General features: G+C 38.7%; 22 protein-coding genes. 12 read left to right on the plus strand and 10 right to left on the minus strand.

All coding sequences use genetic code 11. The features are described from left to right. Together ACR1PO_RS19165 and ACR1PO_RS19170 are read right to left on the minus strand one after the other, a co-directional pair. Positions 1-501: a DUF2480 family protein gene (locus ACR1PO_RS19165; RefSeq protein ID WP_332387333.1), complete on the minus strand. Its 501-nt coding sequence runs from the start codon at positions 499-501 to the stop codon at positions 1-3. A gap of 22 nt (positions 502-523) precedes the next feature. Further along, positions 524-1,150, minus strand: coding sequence for a superoxide dismutase (locus ACR1PO_RS19170; protein ID WP_433987832.1), 627 nt, complete (start codon positions 1,148-1,150; stop codon positions 524-526). A 194-nt stretch (positions 1,151-1,344) separates the two neighbouring features. Here ACR1PO_RS19170 and ACR1PO_RS19175 point away from each other — a divergent pair, with 194 nt between their 5' ends. Beyond that, entirely contained in the window at positions 1,345-1,965 is a 621-nt protein-coding gene (locus ACR1PO_RS19175) for a helix-turn-helix transcriptional regulator (protein ID WP_332387331.1), read from the plus strand. A 33-nt stretch (positions 1,966-1,998) separates the two neighbouring features. Next, positions 1,999-2,646: a hexitol phosphatase HxpB gene (hxpB, locus tag ACR1PO_RS19180; RefSeq protein WP_332387330.1), complete on the plus strand. Its 648-nt coding sequence runs from the start codon at positions 1,999-2,001 to the stop codon at positions 2,644-2,646. Positions 2,647-2,759: 113 nt separating this feature from the next. Here the strand turns inward: hxpB and ACR1PO_RS19185 are convergent, their stop codons facing one another. Further along, positions 2,760-3,386, minus strand: coding sequence for an RNA polymerase sigma factor (locus tag ACR1PO_RS19185; RefSeq protein ID WP_332387329.1), 627 nt, complete (start codon positions 3,384-3,386; stop codon positions 2,760-2,762). A gap of 241 nt (positions 3,387-3,627) precedes the next feature. Here ACR1PO_RS19185 and ACR1PO_RS19190 point away from each other — a divergent pair, with 241 nt between their 5' ends. From ACR1PO_RS19190 to ACR1PO_RS19225, 8 genes are all read left to right on the plus strand, one after another. After that, positions 3,628-4,587 (plus strand): FecR family protein, encoded by a 960-nt coding sequence (locus ACR1PO_RS19190; RefSeq protein WP_433987833.1) that lies wholly within the window; start codon positions 3,628-3,630, stop codon positions 4,585-4,587. A gap of 46 nt (positions 4,588-4,633) precedes the next feature. Continuing rightward, positions 4,634-7,921: a TonB-dependent receptor gene (locus tag ACR1PO_RS19195; protein WP_433987834.1), complete on the plus strand. Its 3,288-nt coding sequence runs from the start codon at positions 4,634-4,636 to the stop codon at positions 7,919-7,921. Positions 7,922-8,217: 296 nt separating this feature from the next. Next, complete coding sequence (locus ACR1PO_RS19200) at positions 8,218-9,510, plus strand: beta-helix domain-containing protein (RefSeq protein WP_332387324.1); 1,293 nt, start codon at positions 8,218-8,220, stop codon at positions 9,508-9,510. Positions 9,511-9,583: 73 nt separating this feature from the next. After that, positions 9,584-10,507 (plus strand): T9SS-dependent choice-of-anchor J family protein, encoded by a 924-nt coding sequence (locus tag ACR1PO_RS19205; protein ID WP_332387323.1) that lies wholly within the window; start codon positions 9,584-9,586, stop codon positions 10,505-10,507. A 182-nt stretch (positions 10,508-10,689) separates the two neighbouring features. Continuing rightward, positions 10,690-11,433 (plus strand): hypothetical protein, encoded by a 744-nt coding sequence (locus ACR1PO_RS19210; RefSeq protein ID WP_433987835.1) that lies wholly within the window; start codon positions 10,690-10,692, stop codon positions 11,431-11,433. Positions 11,434-11,438: 5 nt separating this feature from the next. Further along, a complete protein-coding gene (locus ACR1PO_RS19215; RefSeq protein ID WP_433987836.1) occupies positions 11,439-12,776 on the plus strand; it encodes a S41 family peptidase in 1,338 nt (445 codons plus the stop codon). A gap of 192 nt (positions 12,777-12,968) precedes the next feature. Next, on the plus strand, positions 12,969-13,238 hold the full coding sequence (locus tag ACR1PO_RS19220; protein ID WP_433987837.1) for a hypothetical protein: 270 nt from the start codon (positions 12,969-12,971) through the stop codon (positions 13,236-13,238). Positions 13,239-13,549: 311 nt separating this feature from the next. Beyond that, a complete protein-coding gene (locus ACR1PO_RS19225; RefSeq protein WP_332387319.1) occupies positions 13,550-14,035 on the plus strand; it encodes a sterol desaturase family protein in 486 nt (161 codons plus the stop codon). Between the two features lie 10 nt (positions 14,036-14,045). Here ACR1PO_RS19225 and ACR1PO_RS19230 read toward each other — a convergent pair whose 3' ends face one another. Beyond that, positions 14,046-14,468, minus strand: coding sequence for a MarR family winged helix-turn-helix transcriptional regulator (locus tag ACR1PO_RS19230; RefSeq protein WP_433987838.1), 423 nt, complete (start codon positions 14,466-14,468; stop codon positions 14,046-14,048). A 51-nt stretch (positions 14,469-14,519) separates the two neighbouring features. Between ACR1PO_RS19230 and ACR1PO_RS19235 the strand changes: the two genes are divergently transcribed. Further along, on the plus strand, positions 14,520-16,769 hold the full coding sequence (locus ACR1PO_RS19235) for an ATP-binding cassette domain-containing protein (RefSeq protein WP_433987839.1): 2,250 nt from the start codon (positions 14,520-14,522) through the stop codon (positions 16,767-16,769). 130 nt (positions 16,770-16,899) lie between these two features. On the opposite strand, the gene ACR1PO_RS19240 is transcribed toward ACR1PO_RS19235, so the two are convergent. The 6 genes from ACR1PO_RS19240 to ACR1PO_RS19265 form a co-directional block, all read right to left on the minus strand. Further along, a complete protein-coding gene (locus ACR1PO_RS19240) occupies positions 16,900-17,934 on the minus strand; it encodes a phytase (protein WP_433987840.1) in 1,035 nt (344 codons plus the stop codon). 7 nt (positions 17,935-17,941) lie between these two features. Beyond that, entirely contained in the window at positions 17,942-20,752 is a 2,811-nt protein-coding gene (locus ACR1PO_RS19245; protein WP_433987841.1) for a TonB-dependent receptor, read from the minus strand. 208 nt (positions 20,753-20,960) lie between these two features. Beyond that, positions 20,961-21,497, minus strand: a complete 537-nt coding sequence (locus ACR1PO_RS19250; RefSeq protein WP_332387315.1) for a TetR/AcrR family transcriptional regulator — start codon at positions 21,495-21,497, stop codon at positions 20,961-20,963. 56 nt (positions 21,498-21,553) lie between these two features. After that, positions 21,554-22,267, minus strand: a complete 714-nt coding sequence (locus ACR1PO_RS19255; protein ID WP_433987842.1) for a hypothetical protein — start codon at positions 22,265-22,267, stop codon at positions 21,554-21,556. Between the two features lie 127 nt (positions 22,268-22,394). Then, on the minus strand, positions 22,395-23,276 hold the full coding sequence (locus ACR1PO_RS19260; RefSeq protein ID WP_433987843.1) for a cupin-like domain-containing protein: 882 nt from the start codon (positions 23,274-23,276) through the stop codon (positions 22,395-22,397). A gap of 755 nt (positions 23,277-24,031) precedes the next feature. Then, complete coding sequence (locus tag ACR1PO_RS19265; protein WP_433987844.1) at positions 24,032-25,168, minus strand: MFS transporter; 1,137 nt, start codon at positions 25,166-25,168, stop codon at positions 24,032-24,034. A 110-nt stretch (positions 25,169-25,278) separates the two neighbouring features. On the opposite strand from ACR1PO_RS19265, the gene ACR1PO_RS19270 reads away from it, so the two are divergent. Next, complete coding sequence (locus ACR1PO_RS19270) at positions 25,279-25,635, plus strand: winged helix-turn-helix transcriptional regulator (protein WP_433987845.1); 357 nt, start codon at positions 25,279-25,281, stop codon at positions 25,633-25,635. Positions 25,636-25,642 lie beyond the last annotated feature (7 nt).

The following is a 25,642-nucleotide window of genomic DNA, read 5'->3' on the forward strand; positions in this document are numbered from 1 at the left end:
TTATTGTTTAAAAATTACTTTGGGCAGTCCTATTTCGCCATACATCAATGTTTTAACCAAAGGTTTCAGCAGTCCGGCCGCTAACAAATACAGAGAAGGATCATGATGGGTATTGGCCCGGACAACCACTTTCTGGTTTCTGTACTGTTTCAGATCAGCATAAATGAGACGGCGTTTCCAGAGATCAAGCAGAATTGTTTCTGCATTATTTAAATCCACATAAGAAGCGTAAGGAAAAAGCTTTTCCATGATCATCATGTATGCCCAGGGCGGGATGATAGCACCCGTAGAGCAGATAATTCCTACTGCTTTTTCATCGTACACCGAATAATCTACTGCAGCAATAGATTCTTTAAATTCTTTTTCCTTCACAATCATTCCCATGAAAAGATGATCTTTAATATCCAGTTCTACAATTTCCGTCGTCGGTTTGTAGTCTGAAAGGTCAAAAGCAATAATGCCTGAAGCTTTTGCTTTATTGATAAAAATTTCCTCAGTCATAGCTCATTAAAATCCATGTTAGTTATCTTATTTTTGACAAAGCCTCATCATATTTTTTCTCAACGGCAGCCCAATCCAGTACAGACCAGAAGGCATCCAGATAATCTGCGCGTTTATTCTGATAGTTCAGATAATAAGCATGTTCCCATACATCTATTCCAAGAATCGGAAAACCTCTGTTCATCGAAAGAATGTCCATCATCGGGTTATCCTGGTTAGGGGTAGAACTGATGGCCAGAGATCCATTAAATTTTACATATAGCCATACCCATCCTGAACCAAATTGAGCCAGACCGGCTTTTTTCATTCCTGCTTTAAGCTCTTCCAGGCTTCCAAAAGTGGCTGTGATGTCATCATAAAGCATGCCTTCGGGACTCAGCTTAGGTTCAGGAGAAAGAATTTCCCAGAATAAAGAATGGTTATAATGCCCACCTCCGTTATTTCTTACAGCAGGACTGTATTCACTGATCCTTTGCAGTAACGAATCAAGATCAGGATTGATTTCATTGGTTTGCATCAGAGCTGCATTCAGATTGTCTACATAAGCCTGATGGTGCTTTTGATGATGAATCGTCATTGTTTCTTTATCTATAAATGGAGCCAAAGCATCATAAGCGTAAGGTAGCTGCGGTAATGTAAATGGGTTCATCGTATTTATTTTTTTAATTAACCTATGACAAAGGTAAAAATATATTTGAATAAAACAACTTTATTGTTGTTTTATTAATGTAATGAATGAAAATAATAAAGTGTTGTAAATGTTTAATTTAAGCTTTAATTTTTAAGGTTATAGAAAATGACTATATTTGTTGTTGGAAAATAAAACAACCTAAATATTGTCAAATGAAGAAGCCGGCTGCAGATCGGATTCTGATGTTTTTAAAGATGAGAGGGGAAGCTACCTCATTTCTTATCGCAGAAGAATTATCAATTACCAAAGAAGGTGCAAGAAAACATTTACTGAATCTTGCTGAGGAAGGGCTGATCCGGTCTTCAGTGAAAAGCGAAGGCGTAGGACGCCCATCTGCTTATTATACTCTTACTGAAAAAGGCTTGGCTCAGTTTCCCGATACCCATGCGGATGTAACCGTTCAGCTTCTGAAATCTGTGAAAAATCTTTTAGGCGAAAATGCGTTGAACTTGCTGATCAGCGACCGCGAAAAGAACACTCACGACCGTTATGAAAAAATACTTTCCAAAGCACAGTCTTTAGAACAGCGTCTGGAGTTTCTGGCAAAAGTCCGAAGTGAGGAAGGCTATATGGCAGAATGGAAAAAAGAAGGGCAAAATTACTTCCTGATTGAAAACCATTGCCCGATATGTGCTGCCGCTGCAGAATGTCAGGGGTTCTGCCGTGCCGAGCTATCCAATTTTCAATCCCTGATAGGGAAAGATTATAAAGTGGAAAGAATAGATCATATCATTTCGGGGGGACAACGCTGTGTCTATAAAATCAGCCGGTAATTTATTATTTAATTTATAATCATTACTCAGAATATGGCTTTAAAAGCAGTAATATTTGATATGGACGGTGTCCTTATAGATTCAGAAAAATTCTGGGCTCAGGCCGAATTTGATGTCTTTTCATCCTATGGCGTAAAGATTACGGAAGAACTTGCCGCGCAAACAAAGTATATGACTACACAGGAAGTAACAGAGTTCTGGTATGAAAGATTTCCGTGGGAAAATTTTGATGCAGCTGATCTGGAAAATAAGGTGGTCACAAGAGTGATTGAGATGATACACACCAATGCCTGTACAATGTCAGGTGTTCAGGAATTTATCAGAAATCTTAAGAATAATGATTATAAAATAGGATTGGCTACAAACGCTCCCTTACGGGTGGCCCACGCTGTTCTTGAAAAGCTTGAGGTTTATGATTTGTTTGATACCGTACATTCTTCGGAGTTTGAAGCCCAGGGAAAACCTCATCCCGCGGTTTATCTTACTTCTGCAAAAAATCTTGGGATTTCTCCTGAGCACTGCATTGCCATTGAAGACAGCCATTCAGGCTTAAAAGCAGCAAAAGCAGCAGGAATGAAAACCATTATTTTCACCAATAACGACGAAAATATAAACTCCAGCCTTGCCGACTTTAAAATCCTGGATTTTAATACAGTTTTTCTGCCAGTATTTGGTGAATAGTCAATAGTGAATCCGCTTCGCTGTGAATCTTGACAGACGTTATAAATTGACAATTGACCGCGCAGCAGATTGACCATTGATACAACCCCGCGCTCCGCATCCCGAACCACATCTCAGTACCTCGTCAAAATCTCCATCAAAAACAGGATAGAAACCAGTTTTTTAGATGACTGGTACTCCGGATTAAGCTGTTCCCGGATTTCACCCAAAGCTCTGCTTAATTTATTACTTACGGTTTTATTGCTGAGCCCCAATGCTTCTGCCGTTTCACTGACAGACATATTTTTCCTGATTCTCATATCATATACCTGCTGTTCTGTTGAAGGAAGCCTCCCCACTACTTCATCAATCATCAGTAATAAAGCAGAAATTTCATTTTCCTCAAGGATTTCAAAATAATCTGTATCCGCCGTATCAATTTCATGTGGGATATCAAACTCATCAATGCTCAGTGTAGGAGGGGCCTTTTTATGGCTGTTGTAAAAATCAATAATACGGTAATGGAGATGGCGGAGAAGATAACCTTTCGCACTTTCAGAATCATCAGTCTGTATGGTATCTGCATGTTCAAGAAGCTTCACCCAAAGGTTCTGAAGGATTTCTTCAGTGATTTCTTTATCCCGGGTCCGTACAAAAACAAAGCTATATAGACTATCCCAGTATCGGTCATACAGCAGCATAAATGCAGGACGGTCGCCTGATTTTATTTTCTTTAATAATGTATAGTCTGTTGGGCTCATATTCTGTTACAAAATTACCTAAAGGAAAGTTAACTTTTTGTGAACTTTGGGGATGGTAAGATTAAATATTTCTGAAAAAAGAAGCCTAAATGGCATGTTAATGTTGAGTAAATGTGAAAAAGAGCGAAAATTATTAACAATTGGGCTGTAATGTGAATATAACGTTAAGAATGCCCCGGGGAAGTTTTTCATTTTCACTGTCTTATAGATAGAAGTATCTGTGAATACGATGAAAGACTCTATGAAAAAACGTTTGACTTATAAAAATATTGAAGCCTTTGTTTTCAGACTTTGGGAACGGGAAGTTTCGGAAGATCCGGTTTCTGAAAAAGAACATGAACTTTTAAAACAATGGAAAATCCAGGCTGAGAAAGAGCTGGATGCCGTTCACAGGAAAGCATCTAAAGAAAGGGTTTTATCCGGATTGGAACATTATTTTTCTCCAACGGATATTATTTCGGTTTCATCTGCAAAAAACTTAAAAACACATCTATTATATAAAATTGCTGCGGTAATTATTCTGCTTTTATCATTGGGCGGAATTTTTACCTACACCATGTTCATCAGGCCTGATGTTTATATGGCCAAATCCGCAAACCGTATTGTTCATCTTGAAGACGGATCGGTAGTTACCCTTTTACCGGGAGCTGAAATGACCGTAGCAAAATCATTTCCTGCTGACACCAGAGTGGTGGATTTAAAAGGAGATGCCATATTCTCTGTGGCAAAATCAAAAATGCATCCTTTCATCGTTCGTGCAGAAGGTTTCAGTACCAAAGTGTTGGGAACTGTATTTAAAATTTCACAATCCGGAAAGAAAAAAGCGGTCGATCTTTATGAAGGGAAGGTGGCCGTATCTTCTCCGGGAGTTCCGGTTTCTTTCCTTACACCGAATCAGAAATGGACCAATTTCGGGATTGCCCATACAACTGCGGTGATATCATTGAAACCGGTAAGAAAATCAGCTGGTAAAGTTTCTTCCATATTGTCTTTAAGCTTTAATGATGTTCCGTTAAAAGAGGTGGTAACTATTCTGGAAAACAGCTATAATACCAAAGTATTGTATCCTAAAGAAGCTGAAGAAAGAAAGATCACTGCAGACTTTACCGGAGGAACAGTCGGTGAAAATATTGAATCACTGGCTTTTATCCTTGGACTGGAAGTGCAGAAAAAAGAAAACACCTATATCCTGAAAAAATAATCACTATTAAAAATTAAATAATCATAATCAAGAGAACACTTTAAGTATGAAAAGTTTGAAATGTGGGATTACCATAGCAGCCTTATTTTTTACTGTAGCCGCTGAAGCTCAGGAGCTGGTTCAGAAAGTAACATTTTCTGTACCTGCCAACAGACCGTTGATTGAAGTTTTGGAGGAATTTGCCGGAAAAACGGGAATGAGACTGGCTTATTCCAGGGTAGATATAAAAGAGCTGAAGGTAAAAGGAGTAAAATGTGAAAACACTTCTGTCAACAGCTGTCTGAAGGATATTATCAACGGACTTCCTGTTGTATACCGTCTGCATGGCGACCTTATTTCGATAAAATATGAAAGTTCTAACATTTCCGCACCGGGAAACGGACGTATTTCCGGTAAAATCGTAGATGAGGTAGGGAATCCTGTTATCGGAGCTGAAGTTAGTATGGCTCAGAAAACTGCAGTGACTGATAATAACGGGGATTTTACGATAGATCTTCCCTCAGGAACTTATGACCTCACGATAAAAGCGCCTAAATATAATACACTGAGAGTTCAGAAATTATCTGTTATCAATAATGAAACCAGCTCTGTTTCATTTGCTTTAAACAAAGCATCCGATAAAATAACGGACATCAAAGAAGTGATAATTACTGCAGCCCGCAAGGCAGATACCCAGGCCGGGCTTCTAGCACAGCAGAAGAAAGCCGCTCAGATGAGTGATGGTATTTCAGCAGAACAGATTTCCAAAACACCTGACAGCGACGTGGGAGGAACCCTGAAAAGGGTAACAGGAATTACCACCATTGATAATAAATATGTAGTGGTACGGTCTATGGGAGAGCGTTGGAATACCGCTGCGATGGATGGAATTAATCTTCCAAGTACGGAAGCCTATAACCAGAATTTTTCATTCGATATCATTCCTACTGCCATGGTGGAAAGTGTAGTGGTAAGCAAATCTGCCACCCCAGATATGAATGCCAGCTTCGCAGGAGGGTATGTGGAAGTGAGGACCAAAGATATTCCCAACGAAAATTTTACGACGGTAACAATGGGAACTTCTTATAATGACCAGTCTGCCTTCAAAGAATTTCTGACCCGTAAACGAGGAAAGTACGATTATTTCGGTTATGATGACGGGACAAGGGACTTTCCCAAAGGACTTGAGCCGATGAACTGGACAGACCCAAGATTTTTTGAACAGTCCAGGCAGTTTACGAATGACAATTTCAGCACCTATACAACCAGAGGTGACATGGGATCTAATATACAGCTGGCATTGGGAAGGACCTACGCCCTTAAAAACAATAATAAATGGGGTTTTGCGGGAGCATTCGTCATAAGAAATGAACAGAATAAACTGGACATAGACCATACCGGAAGAGGAAACTGGCTGGATACAACGGGAATGCCTGATGCCAACGGACAGATTCCATTCTATAATTTCAAAAACAGCGGGGCCTCCTATAATTATAATTCTACACTGGCTGGGATGCTTAATTTTGGATTGCAGCTTGGGAAAAACAGAATCTCTTTCCGTAATTCCTATACCCATATTTTTGATAATACACTGACAAGAGTAACCGGATGGAATGAATATTCAACCGGAAGTGGAATGGCTGCCAATGCAGAATTAGCTTATAATTATTTTTATAATGGTGTTATCCCCAATAATGATCCGGAACAGATCAAAAACCTGGACAGGCCTTATACGGATAATACCAATTACCCGATTTTTCAGACCCTTTTACAAAATAAACTGGAAGGAAGCCATAAAATAGGAAACGCAGAGATCAGTTGGTTTGCAGCCCGTACAGGAGTGGCTTCTGATACCAAAGACTACACACAATATATCACCAGATATGACTTTATCGGAAATGAAATTCTCACATTTCATAAGATCTATAATTCCGGAGCAGATTTTTACAGAGGATATATAGAAAACAAAGAAACAGATTACAATTACGGAGCGTCTGTTAAATGGGATATGGACGCAGGAAGCTTTAAGAATACTGTTAAAACAGGATATGCCGGTGCTATAAAAAACAATACCAACCAACAGCAGAAGTTTTTTCTTCGTGTTGACGAAAACCGGGACGTTCCGAACAGCGAAAAGAACTATTTGACGATGTATGGTTCGCTTGCTGAATGGTTTAATGGCTCCCATTATGTTCCGGGTGGTATTGGCTGGGAAACCCGGGGACTCTATAAAAACGATAAGTATGAAGGAGAAGTCAATCAGCATGCGGTTTTTGTGATGTTTGATAACCGCTGGAAAAAATTAAGGTTAGTCTGGGGACTTCGTGCAGAATATTTTAAGTACGATATGATTTCCCAGCAGCTGGATCCTTCGGATTCCAAATACATCATTAGAGCGGCTATAGATGATAAACCATGGCAATGGATGCCCTCTGCGAATTTTACATATAGCCCTACCAACAAGATCAATCTGAGACTTGCCTATAACAAATCCGTCATCCGTCCGCAGTTTAATGAAAGAACCGGTTTGCCGTATTTTGACCCGATTGCCAATGGTTTGATCTATAATACTGAAATGACGTCCTCTGTCATTAATAATTATGATTTCAAATTTGAATGGTTTCCAGGATTGGGAGAAATATTTTCTGCAGGACTGTATTATAAAAATATAGACAGACCTATCGAACGGGAAGGCCATATTTCCAGTGAAGGAAACCTTTTCCTGTACAATGGAAATTCAAAAAATGCAAAGCTGATAGGCGTAGAGGCAGAAGTGAGAAAAAGTTTAGGCTTTATAGCAGACGGAACTTTTCTGGAAAAACTTTTCATAAGCGGAAACTTCACTTATAACCATACGAAGGTAGTGGCTTTTAAAGATCTGTACAAAACGGGAGACAATGATGAAACCTATGAAGTGAACCGGCCGCTTTACGGGCAGACTCCTTATGCTTATAACCTTGGGCTTATCTATGATGGAAGCCGGCTGGGTATGAGTTTTTTGTATAACGCAAAAGGAGACCAGTACATCACCGTAGGGTATGCTTACAAAGGAGAAGAAATACAACGCCCTTATGCTGTGGCGGATGCTCAGATCTCCTATAAATTTCTCCGCGACAGAAACTTTGAAGTAAAATTTAATGTGAGAAACCTCTTCAACAGGGTTAAGGAATATTATAACAATTTCAATTCTTATCTCGCTGAAAAAAACGGAGGCGGAAGTAATGTAGGTACAGACAGGGAAGCATGGGATCTTCTTCCGGGAGCTACAGACAGATACGATAAAAATATTGATAAAATTATGTTTCGGGCTTATAGCGGAAGAATGTTCAGCCTGAGTGTAAATTATACTTTTTAGGAGTATATCAACGGATATGGAAAGATATCTTAATTATAGCAGCGTACAGGTTCCGGCAGCCTGATCAAAACTGATTAAACTGATGATGCGCACAGCAGTACAGTTCTGATAACGCCGGCGTTAAAGTTTTCCCGGGCTTTAACGATTCTCACGGGAACTCCCGCAATGCAGCTCCTCCTGCAGCGATGGGATGAACACCAAAAAACAAATCGAAGGAATAAGAGGAAGATATTCCTGAATAAAAAACTGATCTGGTATAAAAAATAACACGACCGGATTTATTAAAAATTATAACAATGAAAAGACTAACTCTAATTGCAGTGGCAGCATTATCTCTTACAGCTTGTCAAAACGATCAACTGGCGGATTCATCATCTCCATTCGAAATGAAATCTACTTCTGCTGAGTACCTTACAGCTTCGGCTCTTCCGGTAACCAGCGTAAGTGGTGCTATTACTACAAATACTACATGGAGCGGTGTAGTTGAATTAGATGGAGTTGTAACCGTAAAGAATGGTGCTACATTAACAATCCAGCCGGGTACATTCATTAAAGCTAAGCCAAACAGTAACAATACAGCTACAGGAGTACTGGTAATTACTAAAACAGGAAAAATCAATGCAGCAGGTACAGAAGCTCAGCCAATTATCTTCACCAGCTACAAATTGTTGGATGGAAACGAAGATACAACTGCTGCTCCTGGTGATTTTGGAGGTGTTATCATATTAGGAGATGCTCCTACAAACACGCCTTTCACAAAAACGATTGAAGGGTTATCCGGTCCTGATTTCTATTACGGTGGAACCAATTCTTCTCATAACGGTGGAACATTGAAATATGTACGTATTGAATTTGCCGGATACGATCTTTTAGCTCCGAACTCTGGGAATGAGATCAACGGTCTTACTTTAGGAGGAGTAGGAAACGGAACTACTCTGGATCATATTCAGGTGTCTTTCGGGAAAGATGACTCTTTTGAATTCTTCGGTGGTACTGTAAACGCTTCCAACCTTGTTTCTTTCGCTGCGGATGATGATAATTTCGATTTCGATAACGGATATACAGGAACAATCACTTGTGCACTGGCTTTGGCAGATTATAATTCTACGCATAGTCTTAGCGGAGCAAGCCCGGATTCTAATGGTATCGAGCTTGATAACAATGCAGATGGTTCTTCTACAACATTGCTGACTCATCCGGTAATCAACAACCTTACTATTATCGGTGCTAAAAACTCTTCTAAAGGTGTTTTATATGAAAACGGTATCCACATCAGAAGACACGGAAGATTAACATTAAATAACGCTGTAGTTACAGGTTACCCTGTGGGAATCAAAGTGGAAGGTACAGGTTCTGAACTTTCTTCAGCTTCAGCATACAGCACAATTCAGGTTCACGGATTTACTACTTCAGTTACGGGTACAGGTACAGCGGGAATTCCTGCAGCTAACCTGGCGACTGGTACTCCTGCATCTCTATGGGGTATGAGCCAGCCGTTCTTCAACGAAGGAAGCTGGAATGTATCTCCAAGAAACTGTGGAAATTTCCAGGGAATCTGGACAAAATACAATTTCACGATTGTAGAATAATAAAAACTTTAAAAAGCAGGGAACAGCACATGCTGATTCCTTGCTTTCTTCAAAAATCTTAATCATCAGCATTATGAAAAAAATAATTTTATCATCTGCTCTGTTTTTAACCCATCTGGCTGCAGCGCAGTCTCTGGTATGGGGGAATTCTTTTGACACTCCTGCTGATCTTCAGGGATGGACATTCCATGATCTGAACAGCAATGGCAACGGATGGGTACAGGGACAAAATATCTATCACAACGGAACATCTTTAACTTATGGAACGGCAGGTGTTCTCCGCCATTCGATCAGTTTGGTTCCAACCGGAAATGCTACAGGATTTACAACGGAAAATGACTGGATTATTTCTCCTCAGATTGATCTTACAAATGTTTCAGGAACTGTCACTTTAGCAGCTTATATCGGAAGGCAGAGATCCACCCATACCATTGTTGCCAGAGATCTTTTTATCTATGTAAGCACACCACAGAAAGAAGTTCCTGCATTATCTGACTTTCAGGCAATGACGGTAGATGGCAATGGAAATGACATTTCAAGCCCTTACAAAATACAGGTAGGAGATTCTGCCAATCCATTTCCGGCGGATCTCACCGAGTTTGTAGAATCCCTTGTAGATCTTTCTGCTTTTGCAGGGAAGAAAATTTATATCGGGATGTGGGCCAACAGAAAAGCAAGCGGAAATAATATCCAGAACATTAATATTGATGAAATAGGAATTTATGCCGATTCATTTTTGGGAACTAAGGATGTAAAAAGAAACAAAATTATAACACAAATCGCAGAAAATCCGGTAAAAGAATTTTTACAGCTGCAGCTTAATCCGGCATTGAAAGAAAATATAACCGTAGTCAGTATTTATAATGCAGCAGGACAAAAAGTACTTACCGCTCAGTATTCCAAAGCGATTCATCTGGCTGGTCTTACATCAGGAGCATATATTGCAGAAATTACGGATGGAAAGACTACGGAGAGACTGAAATTTATTAAGAAATAATCATTATTCTGATCCCTTAGAATCTGATGGGAGAAACACCATGAAATTTTAAATATAAATAATGGAGAGTCTTTGAAAAAAGCTATCCGGAACATATCCAACCAGTTTTTTTATAATTGTGTATTGCCCGGCCCATGGGCCGGGCAATATTTTTAAAGTTTACAAGAAATAATTGAAGAAAGATGAATAAAATCTTCGCATTACTACTGTTATTCACTGTACTGTTTTCATGCACAGACAACAATACGATGGAGTTATATGATAAAGTACAGAAACCCGGAGAGGTTACTATCAAAGGATTTTCCAAACCTGATGTGCTGCAGCTGAGGTTTAACGGACAGCCTGTAACCATTGACGGAAAAACATCTTATACCAATAAAATAGAAACCCGGCTTCAGTTTGTACTGGATCAGGGAGAAACCAATAAACTGTCTGTTTATAACAATGAAACAGGTGCTGAAATTGCAAAATACAATATTACTTATGACAATATAGATGATTATAAGAACCTTTACTTTTTTAATCTTCCGGGGATCTACCTGCAGACTTATGCTGTAAAACCCCAGGTGAATTTGGGAAAAGTAGGTTTTGAATTTATTTTTCCTAACCTGGGAGAGCTTTCAGGAACATCTCTGAAAAATGTAAAAGGTATTCTGAAAAGGGAAAACGGAGTAGTGCTGGCCGAGTTTGATACTATCGGGAAGGATAATTTTACTGCAGTGAAAGTCTATAGTTTTTTCAGTTCTACAGCTCCGGTTTATCTTGAATTATACAAACCGGGAACTACAGAGCCTTACGCAGGATCTAAAATGATTCAGGTGAAATTAAAACAGCACACAGGGGCCAATATGATTGTCCTTCAGGAGAAGATGGAAAATGGAGAATGGGTAGTAAAAGGAGATATTGATGTAGCAGAATATCTGTAATACGTATGAAAAATTTTTTAAAAATTCTATGCTTTGCGATGGCAGCATTCCTCATTTCATGTTCAAATAATGATGAAAGCATACCTGTTTTCCCGGAAGGAAGTACAGAATCTGTGAATCTCTGGGTTCAGGACAGTATGAAACGATACTATTACTGGGCAGATCAGATGCCTGCAAAACCGGATTACAGACTTCCTGCCAAAGATTTTTTTAAAAGCCTGCTGTCTCCCCAGGACCGGTTTTCATTTATAGTGAATACTGAAGATTCTTCTACCTATCCACGGTCCATAAGGAATATGTACGGTTTTGATTATACCGTCGTTCAGCTGGCCAATAATGAAGTGATTACTGTGGTTAAGCTGGTCCTTCAAAATTCTCCGGCTTTCAATGCTGGGCTGGAACGGGGTATGATCATTACCAAAGTCAACGGGAAAGTAATGACGGCCGCAAATGCTGAAGCTATGGCTGCATCCATTAAAGATCAGACTGTTGTGGATCTTACGGTCGGAAAATGGCAGAATGGAACAGTCATCAATGAAAAAAATATTACCGTTTATTACGGCTTCTCTTTTGAACAGCCTATTTTATCTAAGATTTTTGATAAAAACACTAAAAAAGTGGGGTATCTGTATATCTATGATTTTCCGGACGGGATGACCCAGGCGCTGAATCAAAAATTTGCAGAATTTAAAGCTGCCGGCGTACAGGAGCTGATCCTTGATCTCCGCTACAATTATGGAGGTTCAGTATCTGCTGCGGCTGCACTTTGTTCACTGATTCCCGCCGGTCTTTCATCCGCTTCACCATTCATTATTTTTAAAGGAAATAAAAACGGAGGTGAAGTAAAAAGGACATTCGCAGAGCAAATTGCCTATGATCCCAAAGCTTTAAATTTTACAACGCTACGGGCCAATGCGTTAGGTTTACAGAAAGTTTTCATCCTTACTTCTAACAGTACAGCGTCTGCTGCTGAAATTGTCATCAATAATCTGAAGCCGTATATGCAGGTCATTCAGATTGGAAATACCACACTGGGGAAAGATATGGCAGGATTTGTGGTGGAAGACAAACGTAAACCGAGAAAAATTTCCTGGCAGATTCACCCGGTAATTTATAAAGTATTTAATGCCAAGGGCTCCGGAGAATACAGCAATGGAATTTCACCACAGATAATCGTTAATGAATATGCAGGACTTCCGCTGTTACCTCTTGGAGATCCTGATGAAACCCTTATCTCATCTGCTCTGAACGGTGGATATTTCAAATCAGCAGATCACGAAAAGAATGGAAATACCAGGATTTTATTTCAGAGTGATGTGCCGCCTATCGTAGCGGGGAAGTAGTTTATATCGAAAAGCGAAAAAGCAAAATAGCGAAAGACAAAAGAGCTGATTGCGGAATTTTAATAATGACAAATATAAAATAAGATATAGAATAAAAAGTAAAATCTATAAAAGTCTCTTTGCCGTTTTGCAATTTAGCCTTTTAGCCTGTTTGCTTCAATCTATTCAGAAACACCATAAAATCATAAAACCATGCAGGGAATAGAACCGAAACTTCACATGAACCTGACCAGCCGTATTGAATATTACCGTCTGCTGATAGAAGATGCGGAAGATCCTGAAAGCCAGCCCTCAGAAGTGATTACTCAGATTTCAGAACTGAGCCATCTTTATGAAGAGTATCTGCTTAATAAAAAGAATCTGGAAAACAGCATCAAAAATTACCGCGCATACCATAACGATTTAAGAAAAAAGCTCACCTCAAGGCTTCGGGAACTCAGAAGAAAGGCAAGACAGAAATAGCGCTAATGTAGACTTTGGCTGCTTTACTGTGAAATTCATACCTTTATGACATCAAGTTGAAGGATGAAGGATTTATGAATTTTAATCAAGCTGAACTTTCCGGTTATTTAAATATGTTCTGGCAGTTTTCCTGGCCGGAATGGATTATATTCAGCCTGATTGTCAACGTCTTTCTCTACCTGTTTTCCATAGGTTTATATATTTTTATTGAAAAAACCTGCCGTAAAAGTCTGTTGCAGGAAAAAAATCATCCTGTCAAAAGATCCGATTTTTTTCTCAGCCTGCTTACGATATTGTGTAACAGTTTCGTTATGTTACTCGGAGCTTTTTTATGGAAAAACGGATGGATAGTGCTTGGACAGACACAATCCTTCATGATAATAACAACGGAGGTTGCTGCTTTGCTCCTCTTAATGGATCTTCTGATGTATTTTTTCCATTTTGCCGCGCATTTACCTTTCCTGTATAAAATGCTGCACGGAAAACATCATGAGCATGTCAGTACGAATTTTTTGAGTCTCTTTGTTCTTCATCCTTTTGAAACGATAGGATTCGGACTCATGATGCTGGCCTTACTCATAGGATATGATTTTTCTGTAGTTTCCATTTCCATTTATCTTTTGCTTAATCTGATCTGGGGAACCATAGGGCACCTGAACAGGGAATTTTTTCCGGCTTCCTTCGACCGCTTTTTTGTGGGAACAACAAGATTTCACAATCAGCATCATTTGGATGAAAGTAAAAATTTCGGATTCTATACTTCTATCTGGGACAGAGTATTTGGTACATATAAGTAAGAATTGAGTTTTACAATTTTATATCATTCAAAACTTTACCCAGCAGATAATTAAAATTTTCCAGTTCTTTAGAAGTGAGTATAGAAGCCGTCTGCCGTGTAATATTCTTACGGAATGTCTCAGAATTTTCTATGATAAATTTTCCTTTATCGGTCACCGAAAGATTAAATTTCCTGTGATCTTTTTCCTCCTGTTTTCTGATAATAAAATCATGACTGATCAGAAATTTCAGCTGTTTTGAAATGGCTGCCTGGCTGATATTAAACGCTGTCGATATTTCTCTTCCCGTAGCGGTTCCTTTTCTTAAAATAAATTCAATAATATTATAATGGGCTGCGGTTACCCCGTTAATATCACCCCGGTTCATATGTGCCAGAATAAGGCACTGGAAATCGGTAAATGTGTTAAAAAATTCTTTTTCAATGGGTTTCATTATAAATATGCTTAACTTAGTTAAATATTAACAAAGTTAAGTATTTTTATCATGGAAAATATAGAAATTACGAATGCCCGGCAAAATAATCTCAAAAATATTTCCATAAAAGTCCCAAAATACAAGATTGTAGTTTTTACGGGAGTATCCGGATCAGGAAAATCATCTTTGGTTTTTGAAACCATAGGAGCTGAGGCACAAAGGCAGATCAATGAAACCCAGAACAGCTTTATCAGAAACCGTTTACAGCATTATGGCCTTCCGGATGTAGATAAAATTGAAAATCTGAATGTTCCTATCATTATCAATCAGAAACGGTTGGGAGGAAATGCCAGATCTACGGTAGGAACAGCAGCAGATGTATCTGCTTCTTTAAGGCTTTTATTTTCCAGAATGGGGGAGCCGTTTGTGGGATATTCAAATGTTTTTTCATTTAATCATCCTCAGGGAATGTGCCCGGAGTGTGAAGGATTGGGATTTGTTCAGACGTTGAATGTGAATGCCTTAATGGATCGTGAAAAATCTCTGCACGAAGGAGCCGTAAGGTTTCCGACTTTTCAGCCAGGCGGATGGCGTTTAACAAGATATACTTTATCAGGCTATTTCGATAATGATAAAAAGCTGAAAGATTTTACCGGTAAAGAATGGGAAACCTTGTTGTACGCACCGGAACACAAACCTAAACATCCTCATAAAGAATGGGGAAAAACAGTAAAATACGAAGGTATTGTCCCAAGAATTGAAAAAGCGTTTCTGAAAAAGGATTCTAAAGAAAACATAACTAGAAAAGACGCTCTGAAGAATATTGTCATAACGAAAATATGCCCTTCATGCAACGGAAAACGGCTGAATGAAAAAATATTATCCTGTAAAATTAAGGGAATGAATATCGCAGACTGTATGGCACTTTCCGTAGACGAGCTGCTGGAGTTTATTACTTCTCTGGATACAGGGACATATGAAGTCATTATTAAAGAGCTTTCAGCAAAACTGCAGAATATCATTACGATCGGGCTGCAGTATCTGACTTTGGACCGAAGCACCAATACCCTTTCCGGAGGAGAGTCTCAGCGTATAAAAATGGTTCGGAGTCTGGGAAACAGCCTGGTAGACCTGTTATATATTTTTGATGAACCCAGTATCGGACTCCATCCGAAAGATCTGCAGAATATCATCACCATCATGCAGCAGATTCGGGACAAAGGAAATTCTGTTTTAATTGTAGAGCATGATCCTGACCTGATTAAAATGGCGGATCGGGTTATTGATATTGGTCCCGGTTCAGGAAGAAATGGGGGAGAGGTGGTATATGACGGAACATTTAAAAACTTAAAGAATTCGGCTGGCAAAACAGGTTCCTATTTCGCAAAGAAACCCTCTGTAAAACAAAGGTTCAGAAAGCCTGATGGCTATCTTGAAATTAAAAATGCCAACAGATATAATCTTAAAAATGTGACTGTAAATATCCCAACCGGAATAATGACAGTTGTAACAGGAGTGGCTGGTTCCGGTAAAAGTACCCTTATTAATCGTATTTTACCTGAGCTTTATCCGGATGTGACCATTATTGATCAGTCTTTGTTCACTGCAAGTGCCCGTTCCAATTTGCTTACTTATCTTGGAATATCGGATACTGTTCGTAAGCTTTTTGCACAATCTAATCAGGTTTCAGACAAGCTGTTCAGCAGAAATAGTGAAGGAGCCTGTAAAAACTGTAAAGGATTAGGAATAGAAAAAATTGACCTTGCTTTTATGGATGATATTGAACAGCCATGCGAGGTTTGTGGTGGTTCAGGATTTGATCCCGACGTACTGAAGTTTACATACCACGGAAAAACAATTGCTGAAGTGATGAACCTGACGGTTTCTGAAGCCGCTGATTTTTTTAAGGATGAATTTGTTCTCAGAAATTTTGATCTGCTGATACAGCTTGGACTTGATTATCTGACATTAGGACAAAGGCTGGACAGCTTTTCCGGAGGTGAAAGACAGCGCCTGAAACTGACAAGAGAACTGAAAAATACCAATCAGATCATTATTCTTGATGAACCGAGCACAGGACTGCATCCAAGTGATATCCAAAAACTGCTTACGTTTTTTACCAGCCTTGTAGATCAGAACAATACCTTGATTGTCATCGAACACAATCTTGATATTATTTCACAGGCAGACTGGATAATTGATATGGGACCCGGTGCAGGGAAATTTGGCGGTAAGGTATTATTTGAAGGAACTCCGCTGGATTTGTTAAAAAATAAAATATCATTCACCGCAGAGTTTTTGAAGAAGCATATTCAGTGAAAGGAATGAAAAATGAAGAGTATTAAGTTGAGCTGAACTCACGAGATTGCTTCACCTGTGGTTCGCAATGACAGTACAGTTCAACTTAATATTCTTAAAACCTTATCACCTTAATGGTTAAAGATTATTTTTATTTTGCAGCTTTCACAGCGGTTTTAATAGCTTTTTCAACCATTCTCCAGTCATAATAATGAAATACTCTGCCATTACTCATCGCCACAAAAACTCCTTTCGGGAATTTCGGACCTAAGTTAACATTGGTCACTTCAGAACCATCACTTTCTAAGGTAGAAACCGGAATTTCTGCAATTCTTCCTCTGGACTGATCTTCCCTTAAATAGACATTGAAAGTATCATTCTGCTGATTTGAAACCAGAATATACCCTTTTCCCTGAGAAGTAGGATAGATCGAAATTCCTTCCACATCAGATGTAAAATCTCCTTTTCCGAAAACGGATAGCTCTTCATTTCCTTTTTTTGGATCAGCATAATATTTGTGAACCCCGAACTGCTCATCAGAATAATAGATATAACCCATTTCGTCATCTACAGCAATGCTTTCAATCTCTTTCAGACCGCTGTATTTTCCAAACTTGCGTACAACTTCTCCGGTAATAGAACCGTTTTTTTCAGAAAGCTTATATTGCCATAAGTACCCGTCAGCCGGGCCTGATTTTCTTCCCACAATGACAAATATTTCTTCTGTCTGTGGTTTCTTATACATTGAAATTCCCATCGGACCACGTTCCGTTTCTCCGTCAAATACAGAGATTTCACCCACTTCTTTCAGTTCGGGAAGCGAATATAATTTTATTGTATTGGTTTCCCTTTCAGTGACTGCTGCAATATCGGTTTTCTTCCCGTTTAAAATAAAACCATATTCAAGATCAACATTGTTGGGACGTTTTAATCCTAAAACTTTATTGATGATTTTCCCGTTAAGATCAAAGGCATACAAGCCTCCATCCGTATCTTTATCTGTTCCGATGATAATGCTTTTTGAAGTGTCCTGAGGATTGATCCATATCGCAGGATCATCGGTATCATGAACAACTGTTTCTGTAATAACAGTTGGTTTTAATTTTTCTGTTAATTGTTGCTGACCGGTGCAGTTGATCACAAAAGGAAGAACTGAAAGAGCCAGTATATAATGTATGTTTTTCATGTTTGTTTTAAAAATCAAATTTTACCCCCATCGTAAACCTTGGTCTGTAATATTCAGCCTGAGCGGTCCTGTCTGGGATTCCCTGATAATATCTTAACGGCTGGTTCGTCAGATTATTGGCTTCTGCAAAAACTCTGAGCTGGCTTGTAATCCTGTAGGAAGCATTGGCATCAAGGAAAAACTGTTTGTCATAATAACGGTCATCAAATGCCTTGCCACCGAGCTCATCAATATAATGAGAAGCATAATTCATGGAGATTCTGGCTGAAAAACGTTTATTTTCCCAGGATAAAGATCCGTTGAACATATGAGGGGCAGCTCCCGGAAATCCTACATCTGTTCTTTCAATACCTTCTTCGTTGGTAATACCTTTTGCTTTGGATTTGGTATAAGTATAGTTGACATATACTCCAAGTCCTTTCCAGAAAGCTCCGGGAATAAAGTCGAGCTGTCTTTGTAAAGCGACCTCAAAACCATAAATATCTACATTGTCACCGTTACGCTGCTGGGTAAACTTCCAGTTGCTTTCTCCTGCCGGAATCGGATTGGTTTGTCCCGCAAAATCATTCGCAAAATCATTGGCCGTATAATTTCTTTTTGAGTACGTATAAATAAAGTCGTTCAGATTTTTGTAGAATACGCCTCCGGAAAGAATCCCGACAGATTTAAAGTATTTTTCCGCCATGAAATCAAAATTGTAAGCATAGGTTGCTTTTAGATTCGGGTTTCCGGCTGCAACGATTTCATCTTCTGAAATAACATTCAGATAAGGAACGAGCGAATAGTAGTTCGGGCGGGCAAGTGCTGTCGTAAAGGCTGCACGAAGCACAAGATCCTGAACCGGCACATATTTGAAGGAAATATTCGGAAGGACATTCGTATAAGTATTGGTATTATTAATCTGTCCTACCAGATCCTTTTCATTCATGACATAGTTTCCGGTGTAATCAATCTGTGTTGTCTCTACACGGGCTCCAACAATCATGGACAGTTTGTCATTAAAATCCTGGTCCCAGCGGATATAACCTGCATAAATCTGCTCTTTAGCATTGTAGTTGCTGGATAAATATTTTTCAGGTTTCAGCTTACCATTGAACAATCCCGGATTGAATAAATCCAGATTTCCAAGGAAAGAAGGATCAACGAATGTTCCCGGAACATAATTTCCCGGCTGGAAGTTCTGACCGTCCAGATTTATTGTCGGAACGGATAAAAGGCTTCCCATACTGTTGACAGGCGTAAAAGCATAAAAATCATTTTCTCTTTCCTTTTTCTTCAAACGCATGCGGAAACCGGTACGAAGGCGTCCTTTCTGACCATCAATTACTGAAAACGGGAAACGCACATTCACTCTTGCTCCCAGTTCCTTTTCCTGTGTAAAGCTGTTGGCATCGGAAAGATCACTCAGTTTATAGCTTCCCGGATTATCTGCCGCCAGAAGATTGATCACAGGTTTTTCAGGATTGCTGAGGTCCGGAGAAAAATTCATTTTGCTGTTTTCAAACTCTATATAACGCTGGTGAGGCTTGTCTTCGCTTGCAATGGCATAGTTTACGGACCAGTCGAGATCCACTTTAGAACCTAATAAATGTTCCCCTCTTAAAGCGTAGTTCTGAACTTTCTGTTTTTCCAGGCGGGTGTTGTCATTATCGGCATCCCCCCCTTTATTCTGTCTTGTAATGCTTCCTTTCCAGTCTGTGATTTCAGTTTCATCACTGTTGTATACCGGTTTTATTTTATATCCTAAGGCATATCGGGTTTCTTTATCATTTCTGAAGTTGTACATGGCGGAAGCATAGATCTTGTTTTTAGAATTGAATTCATAATCCATATTAAGATCAAAACTATGTCTGATACGGTGTTCATTATAATAACGTACTCCCATTTTGCTCACATAAACAGTCTGGGCGATATCATTGGCCTGGCTCCATACAGGTTCAATATTATCTGAACCGAAATTGTTGTTGTTATAGGAGAAACTGAAAACTGCGCCTAATTTTTTATCCAGAAATCTGTTTCCATAAACAAATCCGGCTGTATAATTTCCTTTTTCACGGATCGGATTGTATCCTCCGGCGAGCGTGGCAGAAATTCTCTGTCCGTTAGGAGAAGCCCTTGTGATCAGGTTAACGGAACCACCGATGGCATCGGCATCCATATCCGGAGTCAGGGTTTTGTTAACCTCTATTGTAGAGATCATGTCAGAAGGAATCAGGTCCATCTGAACATTCCGGTTATCTCCTTCAGCAGAAGGAATTCTGTCACCATTCAGGGTAACGGAGTTAAGATTCGGAGCAAGCCCCCGGATGATAAGGTTTCTGGCTTCACCCTGGTCATTTTGTATGGTGACACCCGGAACCCGCTTCAGGGCATCTCCGATGTTGGCATCAGGAAAACGGCCGATCTGATCTGAAGAAATTACGTTGGTGATATTGGCATTATTTTTTTGCTTGTTTAAAGCTCTTGCCTGATTTTTTAATGTAGCTCCCGAAACTACAATAGCCGCAATGGATGTCTCTTTCTTGTCGAAAATAATATTCTGACGGGTGTTTTTTTCAGGCTCTACCGTTACATGATATTCATGAGTTCCATATCCCAGATAATCGATCTTCATGGTGTAGGTTCCGGGAGGCACATTCAGGAAAACAAAATTTCCATGCTCATCAGAAGTCGTATAGATATTTCCGGGGCTTAAGGAGATTTTGGCTCCCGGCAGGGCTATTTTCGAATCGTCATTAATGTTTCCGGAAAGAGAACCGGTCTGTGCATAGAAAAAAACAGAGGCACAAAATAAAACAGTTGTAAAAATTTTTTTCACTTTTTCCTTCTTTAGATAAAATCAGAAACAAAATTAAACGACTGTTTGGGAAACGAGTTGAAGAGAAAATTAAGTTTTTTTTAAGAATTGTTAATACAGGAAATTTATAAAAGATAAAAGATGTTTATTAAAATTCAATAGAGGTGGGCTTTAGCCCGCCTTAAAAGTACAAACCAATCACCGGCTTTAGCCAAAATTTAAATTTTGCTTAACGTGATGAACTAAGTATTTCCTGCACAATCATTTTAGATTTCTCTATCAGTTCATTCGATCTGTAAAGCTGGCTGGCCAGTATTGAGCTTTCAAAAAGAAGATAGATATGGGCTGATATCATCTCATTCTGAATAGCTTCATTGAAGGATTCTCTCAGCTTAACTTTATGATTGCGGATCACCTTATGAATTTCTTCCTTATCGGCAGGAATTTCCGACAGGATATTCAGAAAACTGCATCCCCTGAAATCTTCTTTTTCATTCATGTACATCAGGAAATCAAATGATTTCTGAAACTTTTCCTGCAGTGTTTTTGCTTCCGATGTGAATTTTTCAAGCTCAGAAACCCAATAGTCATACCTTTTATTAAGGAACTCTATGCAAAGATCATCTTTAGATTTAAAATGCTGGTAAAAGCTTGCCTTTGACACATCGGCTTCGTCAATAATCTGGTTAATACCCGTGCTGTTATAGCCTTGTCTATGGAAGAGCACCATTGCAGTGCTTACTATTCTTTCTCGAGGTTTAGGCATGATATAAGATTTTTACAAATGTAAACAAATATGAACAGACTGGTATGTGTTGGTTTTTAAATAAATCCTCTTGCATAATAAAGCTGAATAACAAAGAACAGCACTGTGAAAAACCATACGACATAAGGATGATAGCTGAAATTATTCTTCAGAATGTAATGGAGTGCTTTGAACAACTTGAAGACCCCGATAATTCCAATGATAATAAAAACCAGAAAGACCAGAAAAAACAGATAATCTCTCGTCCCGTATTCACTCACTTTGCCAAGACGGTCCAGATAAGCTTCCACATTTAATGTCTGCCCCAGAAACATAGCCGAACTGATTAATATAAAAAAGGGAGTAGTAGTGTAGACGGTTGTATAAATGAAAGAAAACAGCAATGTCCGGAAGGTTACCGTATTTACTTTTTCTTGTTTGTACCATAATAAAGCAACACTGAATATGACAGCAGTAATATTATTCATCAAAAATATAAAGAGTGCCTTTTCTACCATGCTCAGTCCCTTAATCTTGGAAATGATATTGTGCTCTCCGCTGTAATCCATCAAAAGTACGGAGACTATTACAGAAGTATAAACAGAAAGTTTGATAGGAGAGAGGTAGTCGTGAAAACGCTCGGTTTCTTCTTTTTCCATCTCGTGTGCAGAAAGATCATAGCAGCGGCGTGGGTCCTGAAACAATTTGAAAATGGTTACCGGAACCAGCAGTATTTCAATTATAATCTGCAGGCATAGCTTTTCAAAACTATCTATCAACTTTTCAAACATATACATGGGTATTAGGAAACGTACTATGCAATTTAATTAATTTTTGAATCATATCCTGAAGGTGAATAAAAAAAGAATGGATGATTCTGTTCAATCATCCATCCGCTATATATTAAAAGATTTTCTGTTATTTTGGAAGTCCTTTTTTCAAAGCAATATTGGCTTTTTCTACAGCTTTCCTTTCTTTCCAGTCCATATACCTTTTTTTATACCGGCCTTTCATGAAATTATCAAAATTACGCTGAATGGCAAGATTCCAGAGAGAATGTGCTTTTACCGCCCAGCTTTTATCCCAGGCACGCAGGGAAATAGAGAAAGAACCGTCCAGATATTTCATCCAGTGCCACCAGCCGGTAGGCATAAATAGAGTATCTCCATGCTCCAGAAAACACTCAATTCCTTCAATCCCGTCCAATGCTGGGAATTTTTCAAAATCAGGATTGGCAATATCATAATCTTCCAGGGCATAGGTAGCATAAGGAAGCTTATAAAGGCGGGTTTTCCATTTGTATTCAAAAAGAAGGACATGCTTTCTTCCATTGAAATGGGTATGGAAAATATGCGGCATATCAATATCATAATGAAGGAAAGTCACAGAGCCTTTACCTCCGAAGAACATACTTGGATATTTATCTAAAAATCCACCCATAAGATTTTTTGGCGGAACATAATCATCCAGTAATTTTGGCGCAAATTTTATAGGATCAAAGAAAAAGATTCTCAGGTCGGTAGGCTCTCTTTGAATAAGGTCAACATACTCACTGAAAGGCATTTTTGTCGTTGGAGTATTAATAGGTGCTGCAGGATCTGCTTTTGAGCTGTCATAAAGGGGAACGATAACATCACCAACCACCTCCTTCATATAGTCCATCGTCCATTTTTGATAGGCAGGCCACTTTCTTGCCATGTTTCTGATTACTACCGGCTTACATGGCTTTAGATATTTTTCACGGAATTCTTCTTGTGAAATGTCATCTACAATATCAATTGGTTTAAGGATTATTCCCATTCGTTAAAATTATTGAGCTAAAGTATTAAATATTTGTGACAATAAATGGAAAGTATTCAAATTATTTGGAATTGATATAAATAAAATTTAAAAATACATATTCAGGTTTCTTTTTTTGGAGTTATTCTGATGTTTTTTAGCTAGCATGCCTTTACACAATAGACACTTCACAAGGCAAATGTTATTTGTAAAATAGGATAATTCTATGTATAATTGTTATCATTAAAAACCAGCCATGAAACGCTTCAACTATTATTTTTTCTTGTATCTGCAAGTGCTTTCTTACAACAATCAGCAGATTTGAAACCTATGAATTTGTGTTAACGGACAAAAAGTTTCCCTAGAGGCTGCTATCTGCTTAGAACAGAACAGTTTAAAATAAATGATAAATAGTTTAACCAACAATGAATGATAATCAGCTTTTATATGCAGCTTCAATAGTTTGTTTCTTACTTATTATTGTAACCTTTAGACACAGTTGGAAATTCGGTACTTTCAATATGATATTGTTCTTCATATACAATGCAGTATTATATTATCATTTACTATTTGACAGTGGTGGAGGTGCAGGACTTGTATGGTGGTTTTTGCTGCTTGTTGTGCCAGGGCTTCATATGCTTGCGCTTTTGATTTACTTTGTAATAATTACGATTATTAAAGACAGTCGCAAATATAAGAATCAGAAGTAAGGTCTTGTTCCTGAAAAAACTTAAAGTAACCTGGCTGTAATGGAAGGCTTTACTTTTTAATAAAGTTCAATATCTGTTTCTTTTTTTGACAAGCAGCACAACCATAGCAAGAATAAGAACTGTGATGCTTAGCCATACTACGTTTTCTATACCATAACGGGCAATACAGAATCCCCCCAAAAGACTCCCTGCAGTAACAGCAAAATTCCCGCACGAAGTAAAAATACTGTTGATGAACTCAGAGTCCTCTGATGTAGACGAGGTTACATTGATATTACTGATCAGAAAACCTCCGGAATGTATGAGCCCCCAAAAGCCTGTAATCAAAATCATAGGGGTAAAACAGCTCCCGTAATATGCAATCAGAAGGTGGATTCCGGATAGTAAAATCAGGAACGCCAAAGTAGTCTGAAACGGAAACCTGCTCATATATTTTCCTGCAATTCTGTTTCCTGCAATACCTGCAGTACCAAACAGAAAAAGCATCATACTGATTTGTTTTCCGTTCATATGGGTGACATTCTTTAAAAAATCTGCCATATAACCGTAGGTTGAATACATTGCTGTAATCATGAAGAATGCCAGAAGAAACCCGCCCCATATATGCTTATCCCGAAATGTTTTAATTTGGAATTTACCCGAAGATGCTCCTGTATTCTGAATGGATGGCAAATACAGCCATACTCCTGCCAGAGCAACACCATTAATGAAAGCAGTGAGTAAAAAGGAAGATTGCCAGGAGAGAAAATCAGACATAAAAGTAGCCAAGGGTACTCCCAAGACAGTTGCCAGCGTAAGCCCGGAAAAAATAATACTGACGGCCCTGGATTTCTCTGCAGCATCTGAGGTTTGTCCGGCCACAGATAAAGCAATAGACCAGTACACCGGATGGAAAAACGCAGGAATCATTCTTACGATAAGAAGAAGATAAAAATCAGGAATAAAGGCAGACAGGATATTGGCTGCGACAAAAACTGATAAAGAAAGAATCAATAAGCTTTTTCTTTTGAAAGAAGAGAGGATAAGAAGCATGAATGGCCCGAAAACAGCAACAATCAATGCAAATGCACTCAGCAGCCATCCCGCTTTTTCAATGGAGACCCGGAATGCAGAAGCGAGTTCAGGCAATACTCCAATCACTCCGAATTCTGTAGTGGTAATTCCGAAAACACCAAATGCCAGCAGATAAAGATTTCTATTCATATTCATTATTTTTTTTTGCAAATTTGCAGAATAGACTATCAGAAAACTATATACTTACCTTTTGGTTCTATACTTACTTTTTAGAAAGTGTTAATGTAAAAACATTTGTTATGCCTGAATTTTTCCATGATAAAAGATTATATTATACTCCCATTGAATTTGCATTAAGTCATATCGGCGGAACCTGGAAAATGCCGGTTTTGTGGAGATTACAGGAGAAACCTCTCCGTTTTAGCGAACTTAAAAAGGATATTCCCCATATTACAGATAAAATGCTGACCAGCCAGCTGCGTGAGCTGGAAGCTAAAGAGATGATCCACAGGGAAGTATTTCCGGTAATTCCTCCGAAAGTGGAATACAGCCTTACAGAGAAAGGAAAAAAAGCCATTCCGGTTATTGAAACTATCATGAAATTTGGTTACGACCTGATTAAGGATGAAGGAATTGTCTTCCCACCTAAAGAATGATAGGATT

The sequence above is a fragment of the Chryseobacterium amylolyticum genome (assembly GCF_051011775.1).
Lineage (GTDB): Bacteria > Bacteroidota > Bacteroidia > Flavobacteriales > Weeksellaceae > Chryseobacterium.